Below are 16930 nucleotides of genomic sequence, written 5' to 3'. Positions count from 1 at the left end.
AGGCAGTTCCTGCTATAAGCCGGGCTTGGGGTCCGAACCTCACCGCATGAGGTAGCGCTTGGCCCAGGTGGCGAGGATGTCCGCGGCGAACGCGGCGTCCGCGCGGCCCGAGAGCAGATGGTCGGCACCATCGAGCGCGACGAACGACTTCGGGTGCCGCGCGGTGTCGAAGATGACGCGGGCGTTCTCCACGCCCACCTCGGCGTCGACCGGCGAGTGCAGCACGAGCAACGCCGCCTTCAGCCCGCGGATCCGCTCGGCCTGCGGCTGCGCCGCGATGTCGTCCAGGAACTGCTTCTTGATGCAGAACTTCCGCCCGGCCAGCACGACCTCGGCCTCGCCCAGCCGCTCGATCTCCTCGCGACGGTCACCAAGCAGCTTCGCCACGTGCTGCGGATCCGCCGGCGCCGCGATCGTCGCCACGGCCCGCACCTCGGGCACGGCATGCCGCGCCGCCAGCACGGCCGCCCCGCCCAGCGAGTGCCCGACCAGCAGCTGCGGCGCCTCGTACTCTTCGCGCAGGTGGTTCGCGGCCGCGATGAGGTCGCCGACGTTCGAGCTGAAGTCCGTGTTGGCGAACTCGCCCTCCGACCCGCCGAGCCCGGTGAAGTCGAACCGCAGCACGGCCACCCCGAACGCCGTGAGCCCCCGCGCGACCCGCGTCGCCGCGACCACGTCCTTGTTGCACGTGAAGCAGTGGGCGAACAGCGCGTACGCCTTCGGCTCCCCCTCCGGCAACTCCAGTCGAGCCGCCAGCGGCGTGCCCTGCGACCCGGGGAACTCGAACCTCGTCACGCGCTCTCCTCCAGAACTCACCCGGAGTCGATCACATCACGCAGGCCACCACCGAGTCGACCGGCCGTGTCCCGAAGTACCGTGAAAACGGTCCGTCAGCCGCACTTCAATGAGGCGTCGAGCAACGCGACGTACGTGACCTTCGCGCCTTCGGCCGTGAAGTCGTACGTCCACGTCGGGCGCCCCGGCACGGCCACCGCGAAATGCCCCTCGGGCGTCGGCTTCAGGCCCTTCGCGTCGTACAACCGGTGCAGATCGGCGAGCGCCGTGCCCGCGCCGGCGCCCTCCGGCGTCTTGACCTGCGGCGGAGCGACGACCGACCACAGCTTCTCCCCGGAGAAGACGGCGCCGCCGCTCGCCGCGAGGTCGGCCGCGCGCTCCTCGCGCAGCTCGGTGACGACGACTGCGGCCGCTGCGGCTTGCGCGCTCAGCTTGGCTGCCGCGGCCGACTGGGCGGCTGACTTCGCGTAGTCGGCCGCCGAACCGTGCATCCCCGGATCCAGCACGTGCGCGTCGGCGTCCCGGGCCTTCCGGTTCAGGTCGTCGGCCTTGGCGACGGCCCGCTCCTCGGCCTCGAGTGCGCCCGGCTCGGGCGCCGGCGAGCCCGCGAACGAGTAGGACTTGCACCCGTCGAAGCCCGACATCGGCTCGGCGGCGAGCGTGGTGCCGGTGGCCGCCTTGGTGACGCCCGGCGCGAGGCCGCGCAAGCCATCGGGCCCCAGCACCTCGGGTCCGGGTGCGCTCGCCTGCGGCCCCGAGCTGCACGCCGCCAACGCCACGAGCAGCACAGCACCGATCACGGCAATCCGCATGAATTTTCCCCCTTGATCCGGGTCGGCAAAATACCCGAACCGGATCAAGAAGGCACCTGCTTTTCAGGCGAACATGTGCTCCGCCACGGCGTCGAGCTGGCGTGCCGCCGAGCCGAGCAGCTGGCGGCGCGCGCGGGCGTGCTTGAGGTGGATGTGCGCCGGGTGTTCCCAGGTGAAGCCGATGCCGCCGTGGGCCTGGAGGGCGTCGCGCGTCGCGGCGTCGGCAGCGTCGCTCGCCGCGACCACGGCGGTGCGCGCCGCGGGCAGGGCCTCGACACCGGCGTCCACGGTGGACGCGGCCCACTCGACCAGCAACCGGGCCGCGTCGAGCTGCACGAACCGGTCGGCGAGCAGGTGCTTGAGCGCCTGGAACGAGCCGATCGCCCGCCCGAACTGACGGCGTTGCTTCGCGTACTCGACCGCCCCATCGAGCGCCCGCTGCCCGGTACCGACCAACTCGGCCGCGAGCACGGTGAGCACCCGGGCCGACACCTCAGCCGAAGGCAACTCGGCAACCGGCACCCCGGAAAGCTCCACCACCGCGGCCGGCTCGATTACGTCGAAGGCGCCCACCGACTCCCGCCGCACGCCGGCCGCGTCCAGATCGATCCGCACGAACCGGCCCTCGACCGCCGCCACGAGCACTTCCGCGTCGAGCCCGAACGGCACCGCCCGCAGCACTCCGTCCACAGTAGACCCGCTCAGCCGCAACGGGGAACGATGCCCGGGAAACACGGGGAACGTCTCCCACGCCGCCACCGCCACGGCCGAACCATCCACAAAGTTGTCCACACTGTGCACAGAACTCAGCGCGGCCACCGCGGAAACCGCCGCGGCGAACGGGATCCGCGGCAGCGCGGCCCCGACTTCCTCGGCCACCACACACAGTTCCCGCAAACCACCGCCGGACCCGCCGCGTTCTTCGGGCACGCCCAACCCGAGCAGCCCGGCGTCGGCGAAGGTCTTCCACAGGGCTCCGTCGAGGCCCGCGCCCACCGCTTCCCACGCGGGCGGCAGCGGCGCCGTGCGCGCGGCGTCGGCCAGCATCCGCCGCACCGACGCGGCGAGCTCGCGCTGTTCGTCCGTCGTCGCGTAACCCATCACGCCTCCTCGAAGAACCAGGCCCGTATCGAAGCATTGACTATCGAGTCTATCTACGCAACTGTTGAGGTCAGGACAGAGTTGTCACCCAGGCAGGAGGCCGCGTGGGAAGCTTCCGCGAGCAGGTCCGCGAGTTCGTCGCCACCCTCGTACCACCCGGCTGGCGCGGCATCGGCGGCCTCGATGGCGACGCCTACGCCGAATTCCGCACCCGGGCCCGCGCGGCGCTGGCCGAACGCGGCTGGGTCGCGCCGGCGTGGCCCGTCGAATACGGCGGCGCCGGCCTCAGCCCCGCCGAACTCGTGGTGCTGGTGGAAGAACTGTCCACAGCCGGGATCCCGTTCGGCTCCGACAACGACGCGTTCGGCATCGGCATGCTCGGCAACACCATGCTCCGCTGGGCGAAACCCGAGCTGCGCATGAGATTCCTGCCGCGCATCGTCTCCGGCGAGTACGTGTTCGCCCAGGGCTTCTCCGAGCCCGGCGCCGGGTCCGACCTCGCGTCGCTCGCCCTGCGCGCCGAGCCCGACGGCGACCGGTGGCGGCTCAACGGCCAGAAGCTGTGGTCCTCGGGCGCACACCTGGCCAACTGGATGTTCGTGCTCGCCCGCACCGATCGGGAAGCCGCGCCGCACAAGGGGATCAGCATGCTGCTGGTCCCACTCGACCAGCCCGGTGTGGAAATCCGGCCGATCCGCAACATCACCGGCGGCACCGACTTCAACGAGGTGTTTTTCACCGACGCCACCACCGACCGCGAGCTGGTGGTGGGCGACGTCGACCGCGGCTGGACCGTCGCGATGACCCTGCTCGGCTTCGAACGCGGCGAAACCGCGCTGCACGCCCCGATCCGCTTCCGCGCGGAGCTCGACCGGCTGGTCGCCCTGGTCCGGGAGCGCGGTCTGGACACCGATCCCGACGTCCGCCGGCGCGTCGCGTGGTGCCACGTGCAGGTGGAACAGCTGCGCTGCCACGGCCTCCGCACGGCCGCGCAGCTGATCGAAGGCGAGGAGCCCGGGCCGCGCGCAGCGGCCTTCAAGCTGCTGTGGAGCGAGTACCATCGGGTGGTCACAGAGCTCGCGCTCGACGTGCTCGGACTCGACGCGCTCACGCCGTCGGGGCGGCCGTCGCCGAACTGGTACCACACCGACGATCCCGGCGCGCCGAACTCGACCGCGTCGTGGACCAGCGTCTACCTCAACTCCCGCGCCGGCACGATCTACGCCGGCTCATCGCAGGTCCAGCGCGGCATCGTCGGCGACCTGCTGCTCGGGCTGCCCAAGGAACCGAAGCCCGCGCGCTGAACCCGCGGCCTGCCCAGGAGGAGCGATGGCCATTCGCAGCACGTACCCCGACGTCGTCATCCCCGACGGATCCCTGCCCGGTCTGCTGCTGGGCTCGCTCACGCCCGAGGAGGCCGCGCACCCCGCGGTCATCGACGCCGGCTCGGGCCGGTGCCTGACCTACGGCGAGCTCGCCACGGCCGTCGAGCGCCTGGCCGCCGCGCTGGCCGAGCGCGGCATCGGCCGGGGCGACGTCGCCGTGCTGGCCGCACCCAACTGCGCCGAGTACCCGGTGGTGTTCCACGGCGTGCTGCGCTCCGGCGCCGCGGTGTCGCCTGCCAACCCGCTCAACACCCCCGCCGAGCTGGCGCACCAGCTGCGTGACGCGGGCGCGCGGATCCTGTTCACCACCTCCGCCGGGCTCGGCAACGCGCGCGCCGCCGTGAAAGAAGAAGGCGTACGCGTCGAAGAGATCGTGGTGCTCGACGCGGCCGACGGCGTGCCGTCGCTCGACGACCTGCTCGCCGGTTCCGCCGCCGCGCCGCCGGAACCGGAGGCCGACGACCTCGCCGTGCTGCCGTACTCGTCGGGCACCACCGGCCTGCCGAAGGGTGTGCTGCTGACGCACCGGAACGTGGTCGCGAACCTCAGCCAGATGCAGCCGCTGATCCAGCTGCGCCCGGGCAAGCGGGCGATCGCCGTGCTGCCGCTGTTCCACATCTACGGCATGAACGGGATCATGAACATCAGCCTGCTCAACCGGGCGACCGTGGTGACCATGCCGAGGTTCGACCTCAAGGGTTTTCTCGCCACCGTGGCCGAGCACCGCGTGGACCACCTGTTCATCGCGCCGCCGATCGCGCTCGCGCTGGCGAAGGTCCCGTTCGTCACCGACTACGACCTCGGCTGCGTCGAGGTGGTGATGAGCGCCGCCGCGCCTCTCGACGCCGCGATCGCCGAGGAGCTGGCCGCGCGACTGAACGTCACGGTCCTGCAGGGCTACGGCCTCACCGAGACGAGCCCCTGCACCCACGGCATCCCCGCCGACCGGCCCGACGTCGACCGCGGCTCGATCGGGCTGCTGATGCCGAGCGTCGAGGCCCGCGTGGTCGACCCCGTGACCGGCGATGACGCCGAACGCGGCGAGCTGTGGGTGCGCGGCCCGAACGTGATGCGCGGCTACCTCAACAACGCCGCCGCCACCGTCGCGACCGTCGACTCCGACGGCTACCTGCACACCGGCGACATCGTGACCGTCGACGCCGGCGGCGTGTTCCACGTGGTCGACCGGCTCAAGGAACTGATCAAGTACAAGGGTTTCCAGGTCCCGCCGGCCGAGCTGGAGGCGCTGCTCCTGACGCACCCCGGCATCGCCGACGCGGCCGTGATCGGCGTGCCCGACGACGAGGCGGGCGAGGTACCCAAGGCGTTCATCGTGCGGCGGTCGCCGGAGCTGGACGGGGCCGCGGTGCAGGCGTTCGTGGCCGAGCGGGTGGCGCCGTACAAGAAGGTGCGGCAGGTGGAGTTCGTGGACGCCATCCCGAAGTCCGCCGCGGGCAAGATCCTGCGGAAGGTGCTGCGGCAGCGGGAGGTCGCGCACAGCTGAAGTCCGGTTCGGTGGTGCGGGCGAACTGTTCGGAGCTGTTTCCTGGCCTCGTGGGGTGGTGTTGAGGGTGTTTCGGGGCCTTCGCGGGGTGGCGTTGAGGGCGTTCGGGCCTTCGCGGGGTGGCGTTGAGGGCGTTCGGGCCTTCGCGGGGGCGCGTGGCGGTTGAGTGTGCACCCCGAAGCTGGATTGTGTTGACGGCCGGTGACGTGTTGTCAAGGCGGGAAAGCGTGCCTTGACAACACGTCGCCGGCCGCAAAGAGGCTTCGGATCGGGGTGCCGGGAGGGGGCTGGCTGCATGCGCCCCGCGGTGAGTGCGGCCCCGTGCGCCCGGTGGGTGGTAGTGCGTCGCCCCTGCCGGGGTGGGGGGGCAATGCCCCAATGTGGCGTTCGGTGCGCTGGGCACCCAATGTGGCGTTCGGTGCGGTGGGCGCAACCAACGCCGCATTGGGGTGAGGTGGGCTCGGCGAGGAACGGACCAGCCAGGGGAAATTCGGAGGTTCCTCCGGTACGGCGGTATGTACTCAGTTACTTTCCTGAGGGGCGGCCGGCGTCGCGCGGATCTCGTCGGTGCGTGGACGGGTGCCCGATGAGCCGGAATTGTCGGTGCCGGGTGAGACCGTGGGCGGATGGAGATTCCTCAGCATTTCTCGCCCGTGGCCGAAGGCGCGCGAGAGGCCGTCCCCAGGCTGGCCAGTGAGCGGGACACGCTGGTCGCGTTCCTCGACTGGCACCGCGAGACGTTCGCGATGAAGTGCGCGGGCCTCGGGCAGGAGGCGCTGTCGACCAAGGCCGTGTCGCCGTCGGGGCTTTCCCTGCACGGCATCCTGCGCCACCTCGCGGGCGTCGAACGCTGGTGGTTCCAGCAGCAGTTCGCCGGCGCCGACGTGCCCCTCCTCCACTACTCCGACGACGACCCCGACCAGGACTTCGGCTCCCTCGACGGGGACGTCACCGAGGCCATGGCGTTGTGGCGCACGGAGTGCGCCCGGTCGCGGGAGATCGTCGCGGCGGCTTCGTCGCTGGAGGACCGGGGGACGTCGCTGGTGACCGGTGAGCCGTTCACGTTGCGGTGGTTGCTGGTGAACCACATCGCGGAGTACGCGCGGCACAACGGCCACGCCGACCTGCTGCGCGAATCCCTCGACGGCACGGTGGGCCACTGACCCGGTGCGAGGCTCCGCACAGGAGCGCGGTCGCCGCGGGGCCTGCGTGCGATGCTGGGCGGCATGAGCGTCGATCCTGATTCCGGGTTGTTGTCGCCTGTGCGGGCCGGGACGCCGGTCGAGGCCGTGACCGGGGACAACGCCGTGGTAGGGGCGATGCTGGCGGCCGAGGCGGCGCTGGCGAGGGCGCAGGCGCGGCTGGGGACCGTGCCGGCGGGCGCGGCGGAGGCGATCACCGCGAAGGCCGCCGAGGTGGCGCGGGAGATCGACGTGCCGGCGTTGGCGAAGACGGCGCGCGCCACGGCGAACCCCGTTGTCGGGTTGGTCAAGGAGCTGACGGCAGCCGTCGGAAAAGAGCACGCCGACTACGTGCACCGCGGGTCGACGAGCCAGGACATCGTCGACACGGCGTTGATGATCGTCGCGAGGAACGCGGTCGAGCTGCTGCGAGACGACCTGGCGGCCACCGCGGCGGCGCTTGCCGACCTGGCTCGCGCGCACCGCGACACCGTGATGCCCGGCCGGACGCTCACGGCCCACGCCGTGCCCACGACGTTCGGGCTCAAGGCCGCGGGCTGGCGGCAGTACGTGCTCGACGCGGCCGAGCGGGTGCGCCGCCTCGAGCTGCCCGTGTCGCTGGGCGGTGCGGCCGGGACGATGGCCGCGTACGTCGAGTACGGCGACGGCACCGAGGACTACGCGGAGAGGCTCGTCAAGGCGTTCGCCGGGGAAACCGGCCTGGCCACCACGGCGTTGCCCTGGCACGCGAACCGCACGCCCGTCGCGGATCTCGTCGCCGCGCTGGCGCAAACGGCCACGGCGCTGGGCAAGTTCGCGGTCGACGTCCAGGTGCTCACGCGCACCGAGATCAGCGAGGTCGCCGAGCCCACGGGCGGCGGCTCGTCGGCGATGCCGCACAAGCGCAACCCCGTGCTGTCGGCCCTGATCCGCTCGGCGGCACTGCAGGTGCCGGTGCTCGCGGCGGGCGTGACGCAGTCCGGGCTGGCCGAGGACGAGCGGTCCGCCGGCGTGTGGCAGGCCGAGTGGCAGCTGCTGCGCGAATGCCTGCGCCTCACGGGCGGGGCGGCGCACACAGCCGTCGAGCTGGCGCGCGGCCTGGCCGTGGACGCGGAGCGGATGCGGGAGGACGTGGGCCTCACGCACGGCCTGATCGTGTCGGAACGGCTTTCGGCCGCGCTGGCGCCGTTGCTCGGCAAGGCGCGGGCGAAGGACGTGCTCGGCGAAGCGTCGAAGCGGGCGGTCGGCGAGAACCGGCCGCTCCGGGCGGTCCTCGCCGAGATCCCCCAGGTCACCGACGTCCTGGACCCCGCGAAGCTCGACGACCTCCTCGACCCCGCCCAGTACACGGGCGCGGCCGGGCGACTGGTCGATCGCGCCCTCGAAGGTGACGGAAAGTAATCCCGACTTCTGCTGAACCGCATTGCGCCACCTCCCGTGTAGGAGGGTGGGAAGCGTTCCTCGCGGAACGCGGGGGGTACCGGCAGCTGCGCCTGGCGCGGCGACCACGTACCCAAGGAGAAGTTCCATGCTTCGCAGGTTCCGCACGGGCGTCATCGTCGTCTCGGCGGCCGCAGGGCTCACGCTGCTGAGCGCCTGCTCGGGCACGACCGCTCCACCCGCGCCGGCGCCCGGCGGCGGGACCGGGGGCGGTCAGGCCGGCAACGCCGCGGCCGCGACCGAGACGGCCGTCAAACTCACGGCCACCGACGTCGGTGAGCTGGGCAAAGTCCTCACCGACGGAGACGGTCACACCCTCTACCGCTTCGACAAGGACACCGCCAAACCGCCGAAGTCCGCGTGCGTGGACGACTGCGCCAAGGCGTGGCCGCCGCTGCTGTCGAAGGGCGACGTGCAGCTCGACGGCGTGGACAAGAGCCTCGTCGGCAGCGTGACCCGCGACGACGGCACCGAGCAGGTGACCGTGAACGGCTGGCCGCTCTACACCTACGCCAAGGACACCACGCCCGGCGACGCCACCGGCCAGGGCGTGAACGGCACCTGGTTCGCGGCCACACCGCAGGGCAGCAAGGCCGGAAAGTCCACTTCGGACAGTGTGAAGCTCAGTGCCGGCGAGGTCGACGGGGTCGGCGCGGCCATGGTCGACCAGGACGGCTTCACGCTCTACCTGTTCACCAAGGACAGCAAGAAACCCTCGAAGTCCACTTGCGACGGTGACTGCGCCAAGCTGTGGCCGCCGGTGCTGACGAAGGGCGACGTCGCGCTCGACGGCATCGACGCCAAGCTGCTCGGCAGCGTCAAGCGCGCCGACGGCACCACGCAGGCCACGCTCGGCGGCTGGCCGCTGTACCGGTATTCGAAGGACACCGCGCCCGGCCAGGCCAACGGCATGGGCGTGAAGGGCACCTGGTTCGTGATCGAGCCCAACGGCTGCAAGTCCGGCACCACCACGAGCACCGGAACCGCGCCCGCCAAGCCGACCACGAGCGCCCCGGCCGCCAGCGCTTCGAGCGACCCGTACAGCTACTGACTCCAGACCCGGCGCCGCGCCCCGACAGCGCGTCGTCAGGACAACCGGCCACGGGCGACGGAAGGAGCGGCAGTCCCGAACACACCGAAGGCCCGGCAACCGCGGGGGTTGCCGGGCCTTCGGGCGTTCGGCGAATCTAGTGCGCCAGACCGGGACCGCGGTTCTCGCGGGGCTGGATCTCCCGAGTGGACCCGGTGTGGTCGTCGTCCTCGACCCGCTCGATCACGCTCGTCTGGGCACCGTCCGCCGTGACCGGTTCCACGTCCTCCTCCGGCAGCCGCACCTTGCGGCGCGCGGGAGCCATCGCGATCACCAGACCCAGCACGGCGATGCCGAGGTGCAGCCAGTTGTCCGGCGTCGTGACGTCCAGCGGGTTGCCGGCGACGGCGAACGGGTTGGCCGCGATCATCCCGGTGATCATCAGGCCCCACACGAACAGCGCGCCGTAGCCGAGGAAGAGCAGCCAGCCGAACGTCCGCGCGCGGCCGGAGCCGAACGCGAGCAGCAGGCCGATCACGCCGGTCACGACGTGCACCAGGTTGTTCATCGGATTACCCGAGAACCGCCAGAAGCCGGCGTCGTGGTGGCCAGTGAAGTCCCCGACGCCGGTCCTCGCGAAACCGATGACGCCGTAGGCGAGGAATGCGATGCCCACCAGGGCGGCCAGGACCTGCGCGGGCTGCAGACCCTCCACCCGGATCCGGGCTCCGTGCGCATGAACCATGACTTCTGTCCTTCCCGTGGTGAGCTGACTCACGCGGAGGAAGTACCCCGTCTTCACCCGGAGTGAAACGCCGGTGCTTGCCCGCAGGGCCTCGGAGCGTCACCGGATTCGGCCTTCTTCGAGATCAATGCCACAAATGACCCCCGATTCGGCAACACCGAACGGGTGACCGGACAAGTCCGGTCATGCGCAAAGTGAACATCCTCTTCCTCGTGGGGCTGTGCCTGGGGGCACTCGTCGCGCTGGTGGTCGTGGTGGCGGAGCCGGCGCGGCACGTCGTCACCGCGCTCGGTCCGACACCGATCGCCGCGGCCGACTCGGAGAGCTCGACCGTTTCCGTGCCGTCGGCCACCCCTTCGCCCACGTCGTCCGGCAAGACCGCGCCGGCTCACAGCTCGTCGACCTCCGGCGGCGCCAAGGCCGGCAAGACGAGCGCGCAGGCGCTGGCGGCGCTCGTCCCGCGCGGCCACGTGAGCGCCGTGATCTACGACCGCACGAAGGGGACCACCGTGCTGTCGGTGAACGCGGACCGGGCGTACACCTCGGCGTCGCTGGTGAAGCTGATGATCGCCGTGTCCGCCCTGGACAACGGCACGCCCGCCGGCACGGTGAAGGAAATGCTGGCCCGCAGCGACGACACGACCGCCAGCGCGCTCTGGGTCGCCAACGGGGAAACGAAGATCGTCGAAAGCGCTGTCCAGCGCATGGGCCTCACGGAAACGCGCCCGCCCGCGAGCGCCGGCCGCTGGGGCGACACGGAGATCACGGCCAACGACATCACGAAGATCTACCGGTTCCTGTTCACCAAGGCCCCCGCCGCCGAACGCACGACCATCCTCGCCGCCCTGCACGGCGCCACCGAGTTCGGCGCCGACGGGTTCCGCCAGTACTTCGGCCTTCCCGACGCCCTGGGCCCCGGCAACTTCGGCGTGAAGCAAGGCTGGTCCTGCTGCCGCCCGACCCGCATGCTCCACACGTCGGGCGTCGTCGGCACCGGCGACCGCTTCATCGTCACCGTCCTCACGGAACAGCCGCAGTCCGTCGACTACGGCACCGCGTCGGCGCAGATCACTTCCGTCGTGAAGAACCTCTTGCCACTGCTGGGAATGTGACCGTCACTCGTCGGTCGCCGACAGCGCGCCTCGCGCGCCCGACGGCGGGAGCGGCCACGGCCGTACGCCCCCGCTGACGTCGGCCGGCCGACGGTTCAGCAGCCCAACGCGCGCCGGGGAACTCCTCCATCAAACGGAGGCTGGCCCTGCCGCTACCGCACGATCACGCCACGCGCACGCGCCCGGCCACCAGCGATCACCGCGACTCCACCGTCGTCACGCGAGAACAGTGACCGTCACTCGTCGGTCGCCGACAGCGCGCCCCGCGCGCCCGACAGCGGGAGCGGCCACGGCCGTACGCCCCCGCTGACGTCGGTCGGCCGGCCGGCCGCGGAGGGCGCGGGGGTGCGCGCGCCGATCCAGGCCAGGACGTCGGGCAGCTGTGACTTGAAGGTGTTCATGTTGTGCCCCGCGTCCGGGATTCGCCACGAGGAGAAGCGGACCGGGGCTTGGGCGGCGGCGCGGATCTGGTCGATGGCGAAGCTCTCGTAGTTCTCCTTGTCCCCCGAGATCGCGAGGATGTCCACAGGGGACGGATGCAGGCGCACGTTCACGCGGACGTTGTTGGCGTCGTCGATGTCGCGGCGGCCGTGGAAGAGGTCTTCGGTCTCGGAGTCCACCTGGGCGCGGTCGTAGCCGCTGACGCTGACGGCCTGCGCGAACCACTGCGGGTGGCGCGTCACGAGGTTCATGGCGCAGTAGCCGCCCGAGGACCAGCCCGCGATGGTCCAGGCGCCGCGCGCCGAGTTGAGGCCGAGGCGGCCGATGGCCCACTCGCGGACGTCGGCGGAGAGGTAGGTGTCGTTGGGGGTGCCGCCGACCTCGTCGACGCACTCGGTGTCGTGGCCGACCTTCGGCACGCCGGTCGGATCGGGGATCACGACGACGGTGGGCGGCAGCACGTGCTTGGCGATCGCCGCGTCGAGCTGTTCGGGCAGGTGGTAGCCGCTCGTGGCGACCTCGGGGCCCGACGGGTAGTTCGGGATCCACTCGATCGCCGGGAACTTCAGCGAGCGGTAGGCCGGCTGGAAGTACTGCGGCGGCAGGTACACGGCGACGTCGCGCACCAGCCCGGTGCGCCGGCCCGTGACCTTCATGTGCAGCACGGTCCCCTTGCCCTCGCGCGCGTGCACCACGCCGAGGTCGCGCATCTTGTCGAGGTCCGCGCCGTTGTCGCCGGCCTCGGCGTCGACGCTTTCGGCCGCGTACACGCCCGTGCCGAGCAACGAGCCGAGCGTGGGGAAAAAGCCGCCGATGAGGTTGCCCACCAGCGAAACGCTCACCACGACCAGCGCCACGGCCGTGAGCACGGTGGCACTGCGCCCGAGCTGCTTGCGCTTGCGCCACCGATCCCAGAACCACGGGACGGCCACGACCGCGAGCACGGCCAGCACACCGATCACGATCACTTCGACCGGTGAGTCCAGCCGGATGCTGCTCAGGTGCACGGGGAACCCCCTCCTCCGGCGCGTGTCCGGAAGATCGAACCCGCTGCACAAACCCCTGTACAAGAAACGTTCGGCGGGCCACCCCCGTTGTGATCAGGTGAGCGCCGTCACAAGATCAAAAGGGTAGCCCGCCGGGCGTCTCAGCTGCGGTTTCAGGCCTCGAACGCGGTACGGAGGACGCTGATCGCCTGCTTGATCGCGGCGTCGGCGGCCCCGGTCTCGCGCAGCGCGTTGAGCATCACGAAGCCGTGGATGGCACCGCTGTAGCGCGCGGCCGTCACGGCGACGCCCGCCTGACGCAGCTTCGCCGCGTACGCCTCGCCTTCATCGCGAAGCGCGTCGGCCTCGCCGGTGATCACGAGTGCCGCCGGCAGGTTGGCCAGGTCTTCGAGCGACGCGCGCAGCGGCGACGCGGTGATCTCGGCGCGCCGCGCCTCGTCGGTCGTGTACTGGTCCCAGAACCACTTCATGTCGTCGCGCTGCAGGAAGTAGCCCGTGGCGAACAGGCGGTAGGACTCGGTGTCGAAGTTCGCGTCGGTGACCGGGTAGAAGAGCACCTGCTGCAGGAAACGCACGTCGCCGCGCTGCTTGGCCATGATGGTCAGGGCCGCGGTCATGTTCCCGCCCACGGAGTCACCGGCGATGGCGACGCGCGACGTGTCGAGCCCCTCCTCGGCGCCGTGCTCGACAGCCCACTTCGCGACCGCGTAGCTCTCCTCGATCGCGACGGGGTAGCGCGCCTCGGGCGAAAGGCTGTACTCGGGGAAGAGCACGGCCGCGCCGGTGCCGACCGCGAGCTCGCGGACCAAGCGCTGGTAGGAGTGGAAGCCGCCGAAAACCCAGCCGCCACCGTGGACGTACACGAGGGTCGGCAGGGAACCGGTCACGCCCTGCGGCTTGACGACGCGGACCTCGACTTCACCGTTCGGACCACCCGGCACCCGGACCACCTCGATGTCGGCGGGCGGCATCTCGACGGGGCCGTCCTGCACGCCGTCCACTACCTTGCGGCTTTCGGCCGGCGGGAGCTCGAACAGGAACGGGGGCGCCGCCGTGGCCTCGGAGAACGCCTGTGCGGCGGGTTCGAGGGCGATGTTCTGCGGGTTCGCGGTGGTCATCTCGGTCTCCTCCAGGCGGTGTCCGTTGTCGATCTCCACAAAGATAGTATGCAACTAAATTGTGCACAACTAAACTGAGGCCAATGCGATCTAAGGCACTTGAGTTGCTCGTTCGGGCATATTTCGGGGATCATCGAGAGTTACACCTTGCGGAGGAGGTAGCCATGACCAGCCAGGATCTCGGCGAGAAGGGCTCGCTCCTGCTCGACGACCAGCTCTGCTTCGGGCTCTACTCGGCGTCGCGCGCGGTCACGTCGCTCTACCGGACGCTGCTCGAACCGCTCGACCTCACGTACCCGCAGTACCTCGTGATGCTGGCGCTGTGGGAGCACGACGCACAGCAGGTGAAGGAGCTCGGCGCCGCGCTGAACCTCGACTCGGGCACGTTGTCACCGCTGTTGAAGCGCCTGGAAAAGGCCGGCCTCGTCACGCGCGAGCGCCAGGCCGACGACGAGCGTTCCGTGCGCATCATGCTGACCGACCAAGGCGAGGCGCTGCGCGAGCAGGCCGAGCGGATCCCACCGCACATCGGCCGTGCGCTGGGCTTCGACCTCGACACGATCGTCCGGCTGCGCACTTCGATGGACCAATTGACGGAATCCGTGAACGCCTATCGGGACGCCCTCCCCACGACCTGATCCGCTTGGCGCGCACCGTGGTTAGCATGGGCGCGAATCGAGCGGTGAGGACGGCGATGATCGAACGAGACGAAGCCCTGCGCGCCATCGAAGGCAGCCTGGACCGGCCGTCCGCGGCCCGGATCTACGACTACTTCATCGGCGGCACGACGAACTGGGCCATCGACCGCGAGTTCGCCGAGAAGGTGCGCGCGCGGCTGCCGCTCATGGGCGACTACTGCATGACCAGCCGGCAGTTCCTCGGCCGCGCCGTGCGCCAGTGCGTGCGCGCCGGGATCCGGCAGTTCGTGGACATCGGCTCGGGCCTGCCGACGGCCGGCAACGTCCACGAGGTCGCCGACGCCGAGCGGCCCGGCAACGACGTGCACGTGCTCTACATCGACAACGAGCCGGTCGCGCTCGCCCATTCGCAGATCCTGCTCGCCGACACCGCCGACGAGGATCGCCACCAGGCCATCGCCGCGGACCTGCTGCAGCCGGAAGAGCTGTGGGAGCGCGTGATGGACTCGGACGTGATCGACGTGCGCGAGCCCGTCGCGCTGATCGTGAACGCGGTGCTGCACTTCATCAAGGACGACCAGGACCCCGACGGGATCCTGTCCTTCTACCGCGAACGCGTCGCGCCCGGTTCGCTGCTGGTGCTCTCACAGATGACCAACGAGAACCCCGTCGACGACGACGAACGCCAGGCGCTGGCCGACCTGCTGGAGTACTACGAGTCCACGACCAACCCCGGCGTCTTGCGGACCATGGCGGAGTTTTCCCGGTTCTTCGGCGGATGGCCGCTGCTGGAGCCCGGTCTCGTCTACGCGCCGGCGTGGCACCCGGACCGCAACACGGTGTTCGCGAAGGCGCCTTCGGAGTCGCGCGTGATCGGCGGGGTGGCGCGGAAACCGTCGCTGTGACCGTTTTCGCCGCCTCGGCCGGGTGAAACCGACCCGGGATCAACCCTGGGTTTGACGCTTCCCGGCCCGCCGCCCGCCAAGCTGGTGCTCACCTTGAGTTCTGCCTGGAGGGGACCATCGTGAGCAACACCGTCAACATCCTCATCGGACTCGTCGTGCTGGCGTGGCTGTGTTGGCGACAGACGCAGAAACGCCTCGTGCGCGAAGACCGCAAACCGACCGTCCTGCTCATCCTCGCCGTGCTCGGCGTCGTGTCCCTCGCGTCCTTCTTCAAGGGCGGCACGCCGGGCACGCCCGCCGTGCTGCTGCTCATCGGCAGCCTGGTCGTCGCGGCGCTCTTCGGCCTCGTCCGCGCCTACACGGTGCGGCTCTGGCGCGCCGACGACCAGCTCTGGCGCCAGGGCACCTGGCTCACCGTGGCCCTGTGGGTGGTCGCCATCGCCATCCACATCGGACTGGACTTCGTGATCGACGCGAACAGCCCGGCCAAGGGCCTTGGCAGTGCGTCGATCCTGCTGTACCTCGCGGTGTCGCTGGGTGCGCAGCGGCTGGTGGTCCAGTCGAGGGCCACCAATATCGCGAGAGTTTGAACCAAACTCGCGCGCCCTGCGTGTCGGCACAGTCCGCTCCGTTGAAGCCCCACCGAGGAGACCTGGCCGAGATGACCGAAGCAACCCCGTTCGACCCCGCCCGAATGGTCGCCAACACCAACAAGATGCTCGGGATGATCACCGGCTTGTGGATGTCCCAGACGATGCGCGCCCTCTGCGACCTGCGGATCGTCGATCATTTGGCCGACGGCGCGACCACGTCTGCCGAGGTCGCCGACCTCGAGCACATCGACCCGTCGGCCACGTTCCGGCTGATGCGCGCGGCTGCCGGGATCGGCGTCCTCGGCTACGCCGACGGCAAGTTCACCGTGACGGAGTTCGGCTCGCTGCTGCGGGCCGGGGTTCCCGGCTCGATGCGCGACATCGCGCTCGTGACGAGCGCGCCGTTCCACTGGCAGGCGTGGAGCCAGTTTCCCGAAGCCATCCGGCACGGTCGCACCCAGGCCCCGGCGGCCTTGGGACTGCCCGAGGGCGCCACGTCGTTCGACTACTTCGCCGACCATCCCGAAGAAGGCGCGCTGTTCGCCGCGGCCATGTCGAACGCGACCGGCATGATCACCGAGGACGTCTCGCCGATGATCGACCTGACCGGGGTGACCAGCGCGGTCGACGTCGGCGGCGCGAACGGCGCGCTCGTCCTGACACTGATGCGGACCAACCCGGAGCTGCACGGCATCGTGCTCGACCGGCCGAACGTCGTGCCCGGGGCCGAGCAGGCGGCGCGCGACGCGGCCCTCACGGACCGGTTCACCGCGGTGGGCGGCGACTTCTTCGTCGAGGTGCCGCAAGCCGAGGTGTACTTGCTGAAAATGATCCTGCACGACTGGGACGACGACGACTGCGTCCGGATCCTGCACAACTGCCGGACCTCGGCCAAACCGGGGGCGCGGGCGTTCGTCGTGGAGACGGTGCTCGATCCGATCGGCGAACCCGGGCTCGCGGCGATGCTGGACCTGAACATGCTTGCCGTGACCAACGGTCAGGAACGTGATCTGTCCGAGTTCGACGCACTGTACGCGAAAACCGGCTGGCAGCGGGTCTCGCAGCAGCAGACCCACACGGCTCACGTCATCCAGGAGCTGATCGCGATCTGACGCACGAGCCG

16 protein-coding genes are annotated in these 16930 nt (G+C 70.5%); 10 read left to right on the top strand and 6 right to left on the bottom strand.

Annotation, left to right across the window (positions count from 1 at the left end):
* Positions 1-39: 39 nt before the first annotated feature.
* The 3 genes from AB0K15_RS02040 to AB0K15_RS02030 form a co-directional block, all read right to left on the bottom strand.
* The gene (locus AB0K15_RS02040) at positions 40-795 is read right to left on the bottom strand and encodes an alpha/beta fold hydrolase (RefSeq protein WP_364044418.1); all 756 of its coding nucleotides are present in this window, start codon (positions 793-795) and stop codon (positions 40-42) included.
* A gap of 95 nt (positions 796-890) precedes the next feature.
* Positions 891-1607 (bottom strand): hypothetical protein, encoded by a 717-nt coding sequence (locus AB0K15_RS02035; protein WP_364044416.1) that lies wholly within the window; start codon positions 1605-1607, stop codon positions 891-893.
* A 63-nt stretch (positions 1608-1670) separates the two neighbouring features.
* Positions 1671-2708, bottom strand: coding sequence for an acyl-CoA dehydrogenase family protein (locus AB0K15_RS02030; RefSeq protein WP_364044413.1), 1038 nt, complete (start codon positions 2706-2708; stop codon positions 1671-1673).
* Positions 2709-2812: 104 nt separating this feature from the next.
* Here AB0K15_RS02030 and AB0K15_RS02025 point away from each other — a divergent pair, with 104 nt between their 5' ends.
* The 5 genes from AB0K15_RS02025 to AB0K15_RS02005 all read left to right on the top strand — a co-directional run bounded on the left by AB0K15_RS02025 (position 2813) and on the right by AB0K15_RS02005 (position 9269).
* On the top strand, positions 2813-4012 hold the full coding sequence (locus AB0K15_RS02025; RefSeq protein WP_364044410.1) for an acyl-CoA dehydrogenase family protein: 1200 nt from the start codon (positions 2813-2815) through the stop codon (positions 4010-4012).
* Between the two features lie 25 nt (positions 4013-4037).
* The gene (locus AB0K15_RS02020; protein ID WP_364044407.1) at positions 4038-5597 is read left to right on the top strand and encodes an AMP-binding protein; all 1560 of its coding nucleotides are present in this window, start codon (positions 4038-4040) and stop codon (positions 5595-5597) included.
* A gap of 626 nt (positions 5598-6223) precedes the next feature.
* The gene (locus AB0K15_RS02015; protein WP_364044404.1) at positions 6224-6760 is read left to right on the top strand and encodes a DinB family protein; all 537 of its coding nucleotides are present in this window, start codon (positions 6224-6226) and stop codon (positions 6758-6760) included.
* Positions 6761-6823: 63 nt separating this feature from the next.
* Positions 6824-8179, top strand: coding sequence for a 3-carboxy-cis,cis-muconate cycloisomerase (gene pcaB, locus AB0K15_RS02010; protein ID WP_364044401.1), 1356 nt, complete (start codon positions 6824-6826; stop codon positions 8177-8179).
* Positions 8180-8306: 127 nt separating this feature from the next.
* A complete protein-coding gene (locus AB0K15_RS02005; RefSeq protein ID WP_364044398.1) occupies positions 8307-9269 on the top strand; it encodes an SCO0930 family lipoprotein in 963 nt (320 codons plus the stop codon).
* A gap of 136 nt (positions 9270-9405) precedes the next feature.
* Here AB0K15_RS02005 and AB0K15_RS02000 read toward each other — a convergent pair whose 3' ends face one another.
* A complete protein-coding gene (locus AB0K15_RS02000) occupies positions 9406-9993 on the bottom strand; it encodes a DUF4383 domain-containing protein (protein ID WP_364044395.1) in 588 nt (195 codons plus the stop codon).
* A 185-nt stretch (positions 9994-10178) separates the two neighbouring features.
* Here AB0K15_RS02000 and AB0K15_RS01995 point away from each other — a divergent pair, with 185 nt between their 5' ends.
* Positions 10179-11105, top strand: a complete 927-nt coding sequence (locus AB0K15_RS01995) for a hypothetical protein (RefSeq protein ID WP_364044392.1) — start codon at positions 10179-10181, stop codon at positions 11103-11105.
* Between the two features lie 236 nt (positions 11106-11341).
* Here AB0K15_RS01995 and AB0K15_RS01990 read toward each other — a convergent pair whose 3' ends face one another.
* Positions 11342-12553, bottom strand: coding sequence for an alpha/beta hydrolase-fold protein (locus AB0K15_RS01990; RefSeq protein WP_364044389.1), 1212 nt, complete (start codon positions 12551-12553; stop codon positions 11342-11344).
* 152 nt (positions 12554-12705) lie between these two features.
* Positions 12706-13671, bottom strand: coding sequence for an alpha/beta hydrolase (locus AB0K15_RS01985; protein WP_364045346.1), 966 nt, complete (start codon positions 13669-13671; stop codon positions 12706-12708).
* A 164-nt stretch (positions 13672-13835) separates the two neighbouring features.
* Between AB0K15_RS01985 and AB0K15_RS01980 the strand changes: the two genes are divergently transcribed.
* The 4 genes from AB0K15_RS01980 to AB0K15_RS01965 all read left to right on the top strand — a co-directional run bounded on the left by AB0K15_RS01980 (position 13836) and on the right by AB0K15_RS01965 (position 16919).
* Positions 13836-14309, top strand: coding sequence for a MarR family transcriptional regulator (locus AB0K15_RS01980; RefSeq protein WP_364044386.1), 474 nt, complete (start codon positions 13836-13838; stop codon positions 14307-14309).
* A 56-nt stretch (positions 14310-14365) separates the two neighbouring features.
* The gene (locus AB0K15_RS01975; RefSeq protein WP_364044383.1) at positions 14366-15214 is read left to right on the top strand and encodes an SAM-dependent methyltransferase; all 849 of its coding nucleotides are present in this window, start codon (positions 14366-14368) and stop codon (positions 15212-15214) included.
* A gap of 119 nt (positions 15215-15333) precedes the next feature.
* Complete coding sequence (locus AB0K15_RS01970) at positions 15334-15804, top strand: hypothetical protein (RefSeq protein ID WP_364044381.1); 471 nt, start codon at positions 15334-15336, stop codon at positions 15802-15804.
* Between the two features lie 71 nt (positions 15805-15875).
* Positions 15876-16919: a methyltransferase gene (locus tag AB0K15_RS01965; protein ID WP_364044378.1), complete on the top strand. Its 1044-nt coding sequence runs from the start codon at positions 15876-15878 to the stop codon at positions 16917-16919.
* Positions 16920-16930: the final 11 nt, after the last annotated feature.

The sequence above is a fragment of the Amycolatopsis sp. NPDC049253 genome, assembly GCF_040678995.1.
Taxonomy (GTDB): Bacteria; Actinomycetota; Actinomycetes; order Mycobacteriales; family Pseudonocardiaceae; genus Amycolatopsis.
This window is presented reverse-complemented; position numbering and strand designations above follow the sequence as displayed.

Coding starts and splice junctions, on each gene's coding strand:
- AB0K15_RS01965 (WP_364044378.1), top strand. CDS start 15,876: ATGACCGAAGCAACCCCGTTCGACCCCGCCCGAATGGTCGCCAACACC.
- AB0K15_RS01975 (WP_364044383.1), top strand. CDS start 14,366: ATGATCGAACGAGACGAAGCCCTGCGCGCCATCGAAGGCAGCCTGGAC.
- AB0K15_RS01980 (WP_364044386.1), top strand. CDS start 13,836: ATGACCAGCCAGGATCTCGGCGAGAAGGGCTCGCTCCTGCTCGACGAC.
- pcaB (WP_364044401.1), top strand. CDS start 6,824: ATGAGCGTCGATCCTGATTCCGGGTTGTTGTCGCCTGTGCGGGCCGGG.
- AB0K15_RS02020 (WP_364044407.1), top strand. CDS start 4,038: ATGGCCATTCGCAGCACGTACCCCGACGTCGTCATCCCCGACGGATCC.
- AB0K15_RS01985 (WP_364045346.1), bottom strand. CDS start 13,671: ATGACCACCGCGAACCCGCAGAACATCGCCCTCGAACCCGCCGCACAG.
- AB0K15_RS02005 (WP_364044398.1), top strand. CDS start 8,307: ATGCTTCGCAGGTTCCGCACGGGCGTCATCGTCGTCTCGGCGGCCGCA.
- AB0K15_RS02000 (WP_364044395.1), bottom strand. CDS start 9,993: ATGGTTCATGCGCACGGAGCCCGGATCCGGGTGGAGGGTCTGCAGCCC.
- AB0K15_RS02030 (WP_364044413.1), bottom strand. CDS start 2,708: ATGGGTTACGCGACGACGGACGAACAGCGCGAGCTCGCCGCGTCGGTG.
- AB0K15_RS02015 (WP_364044404.1), top strand. CDS start 6,224: ATGGAGATTCCTCAGCATTTCTCGCCCGTGGCCGAAGGCGCGCGAGAG.
- AB0K15_RS01995 (WP_364044392.1), top strand. CDS start 10,179: ATGCGCAAAGTGAACATCCTCTTCCTCGTGGGGCTGTGCCTGGGGGCA.
- AB0K15_RS02035 (WP_364044416.1), bottom strand. CDS start 1,607: ATGCGGATTGCCGTGATCGGTGCTGTGCTGCTCGTGGCGTTGGCGGCG.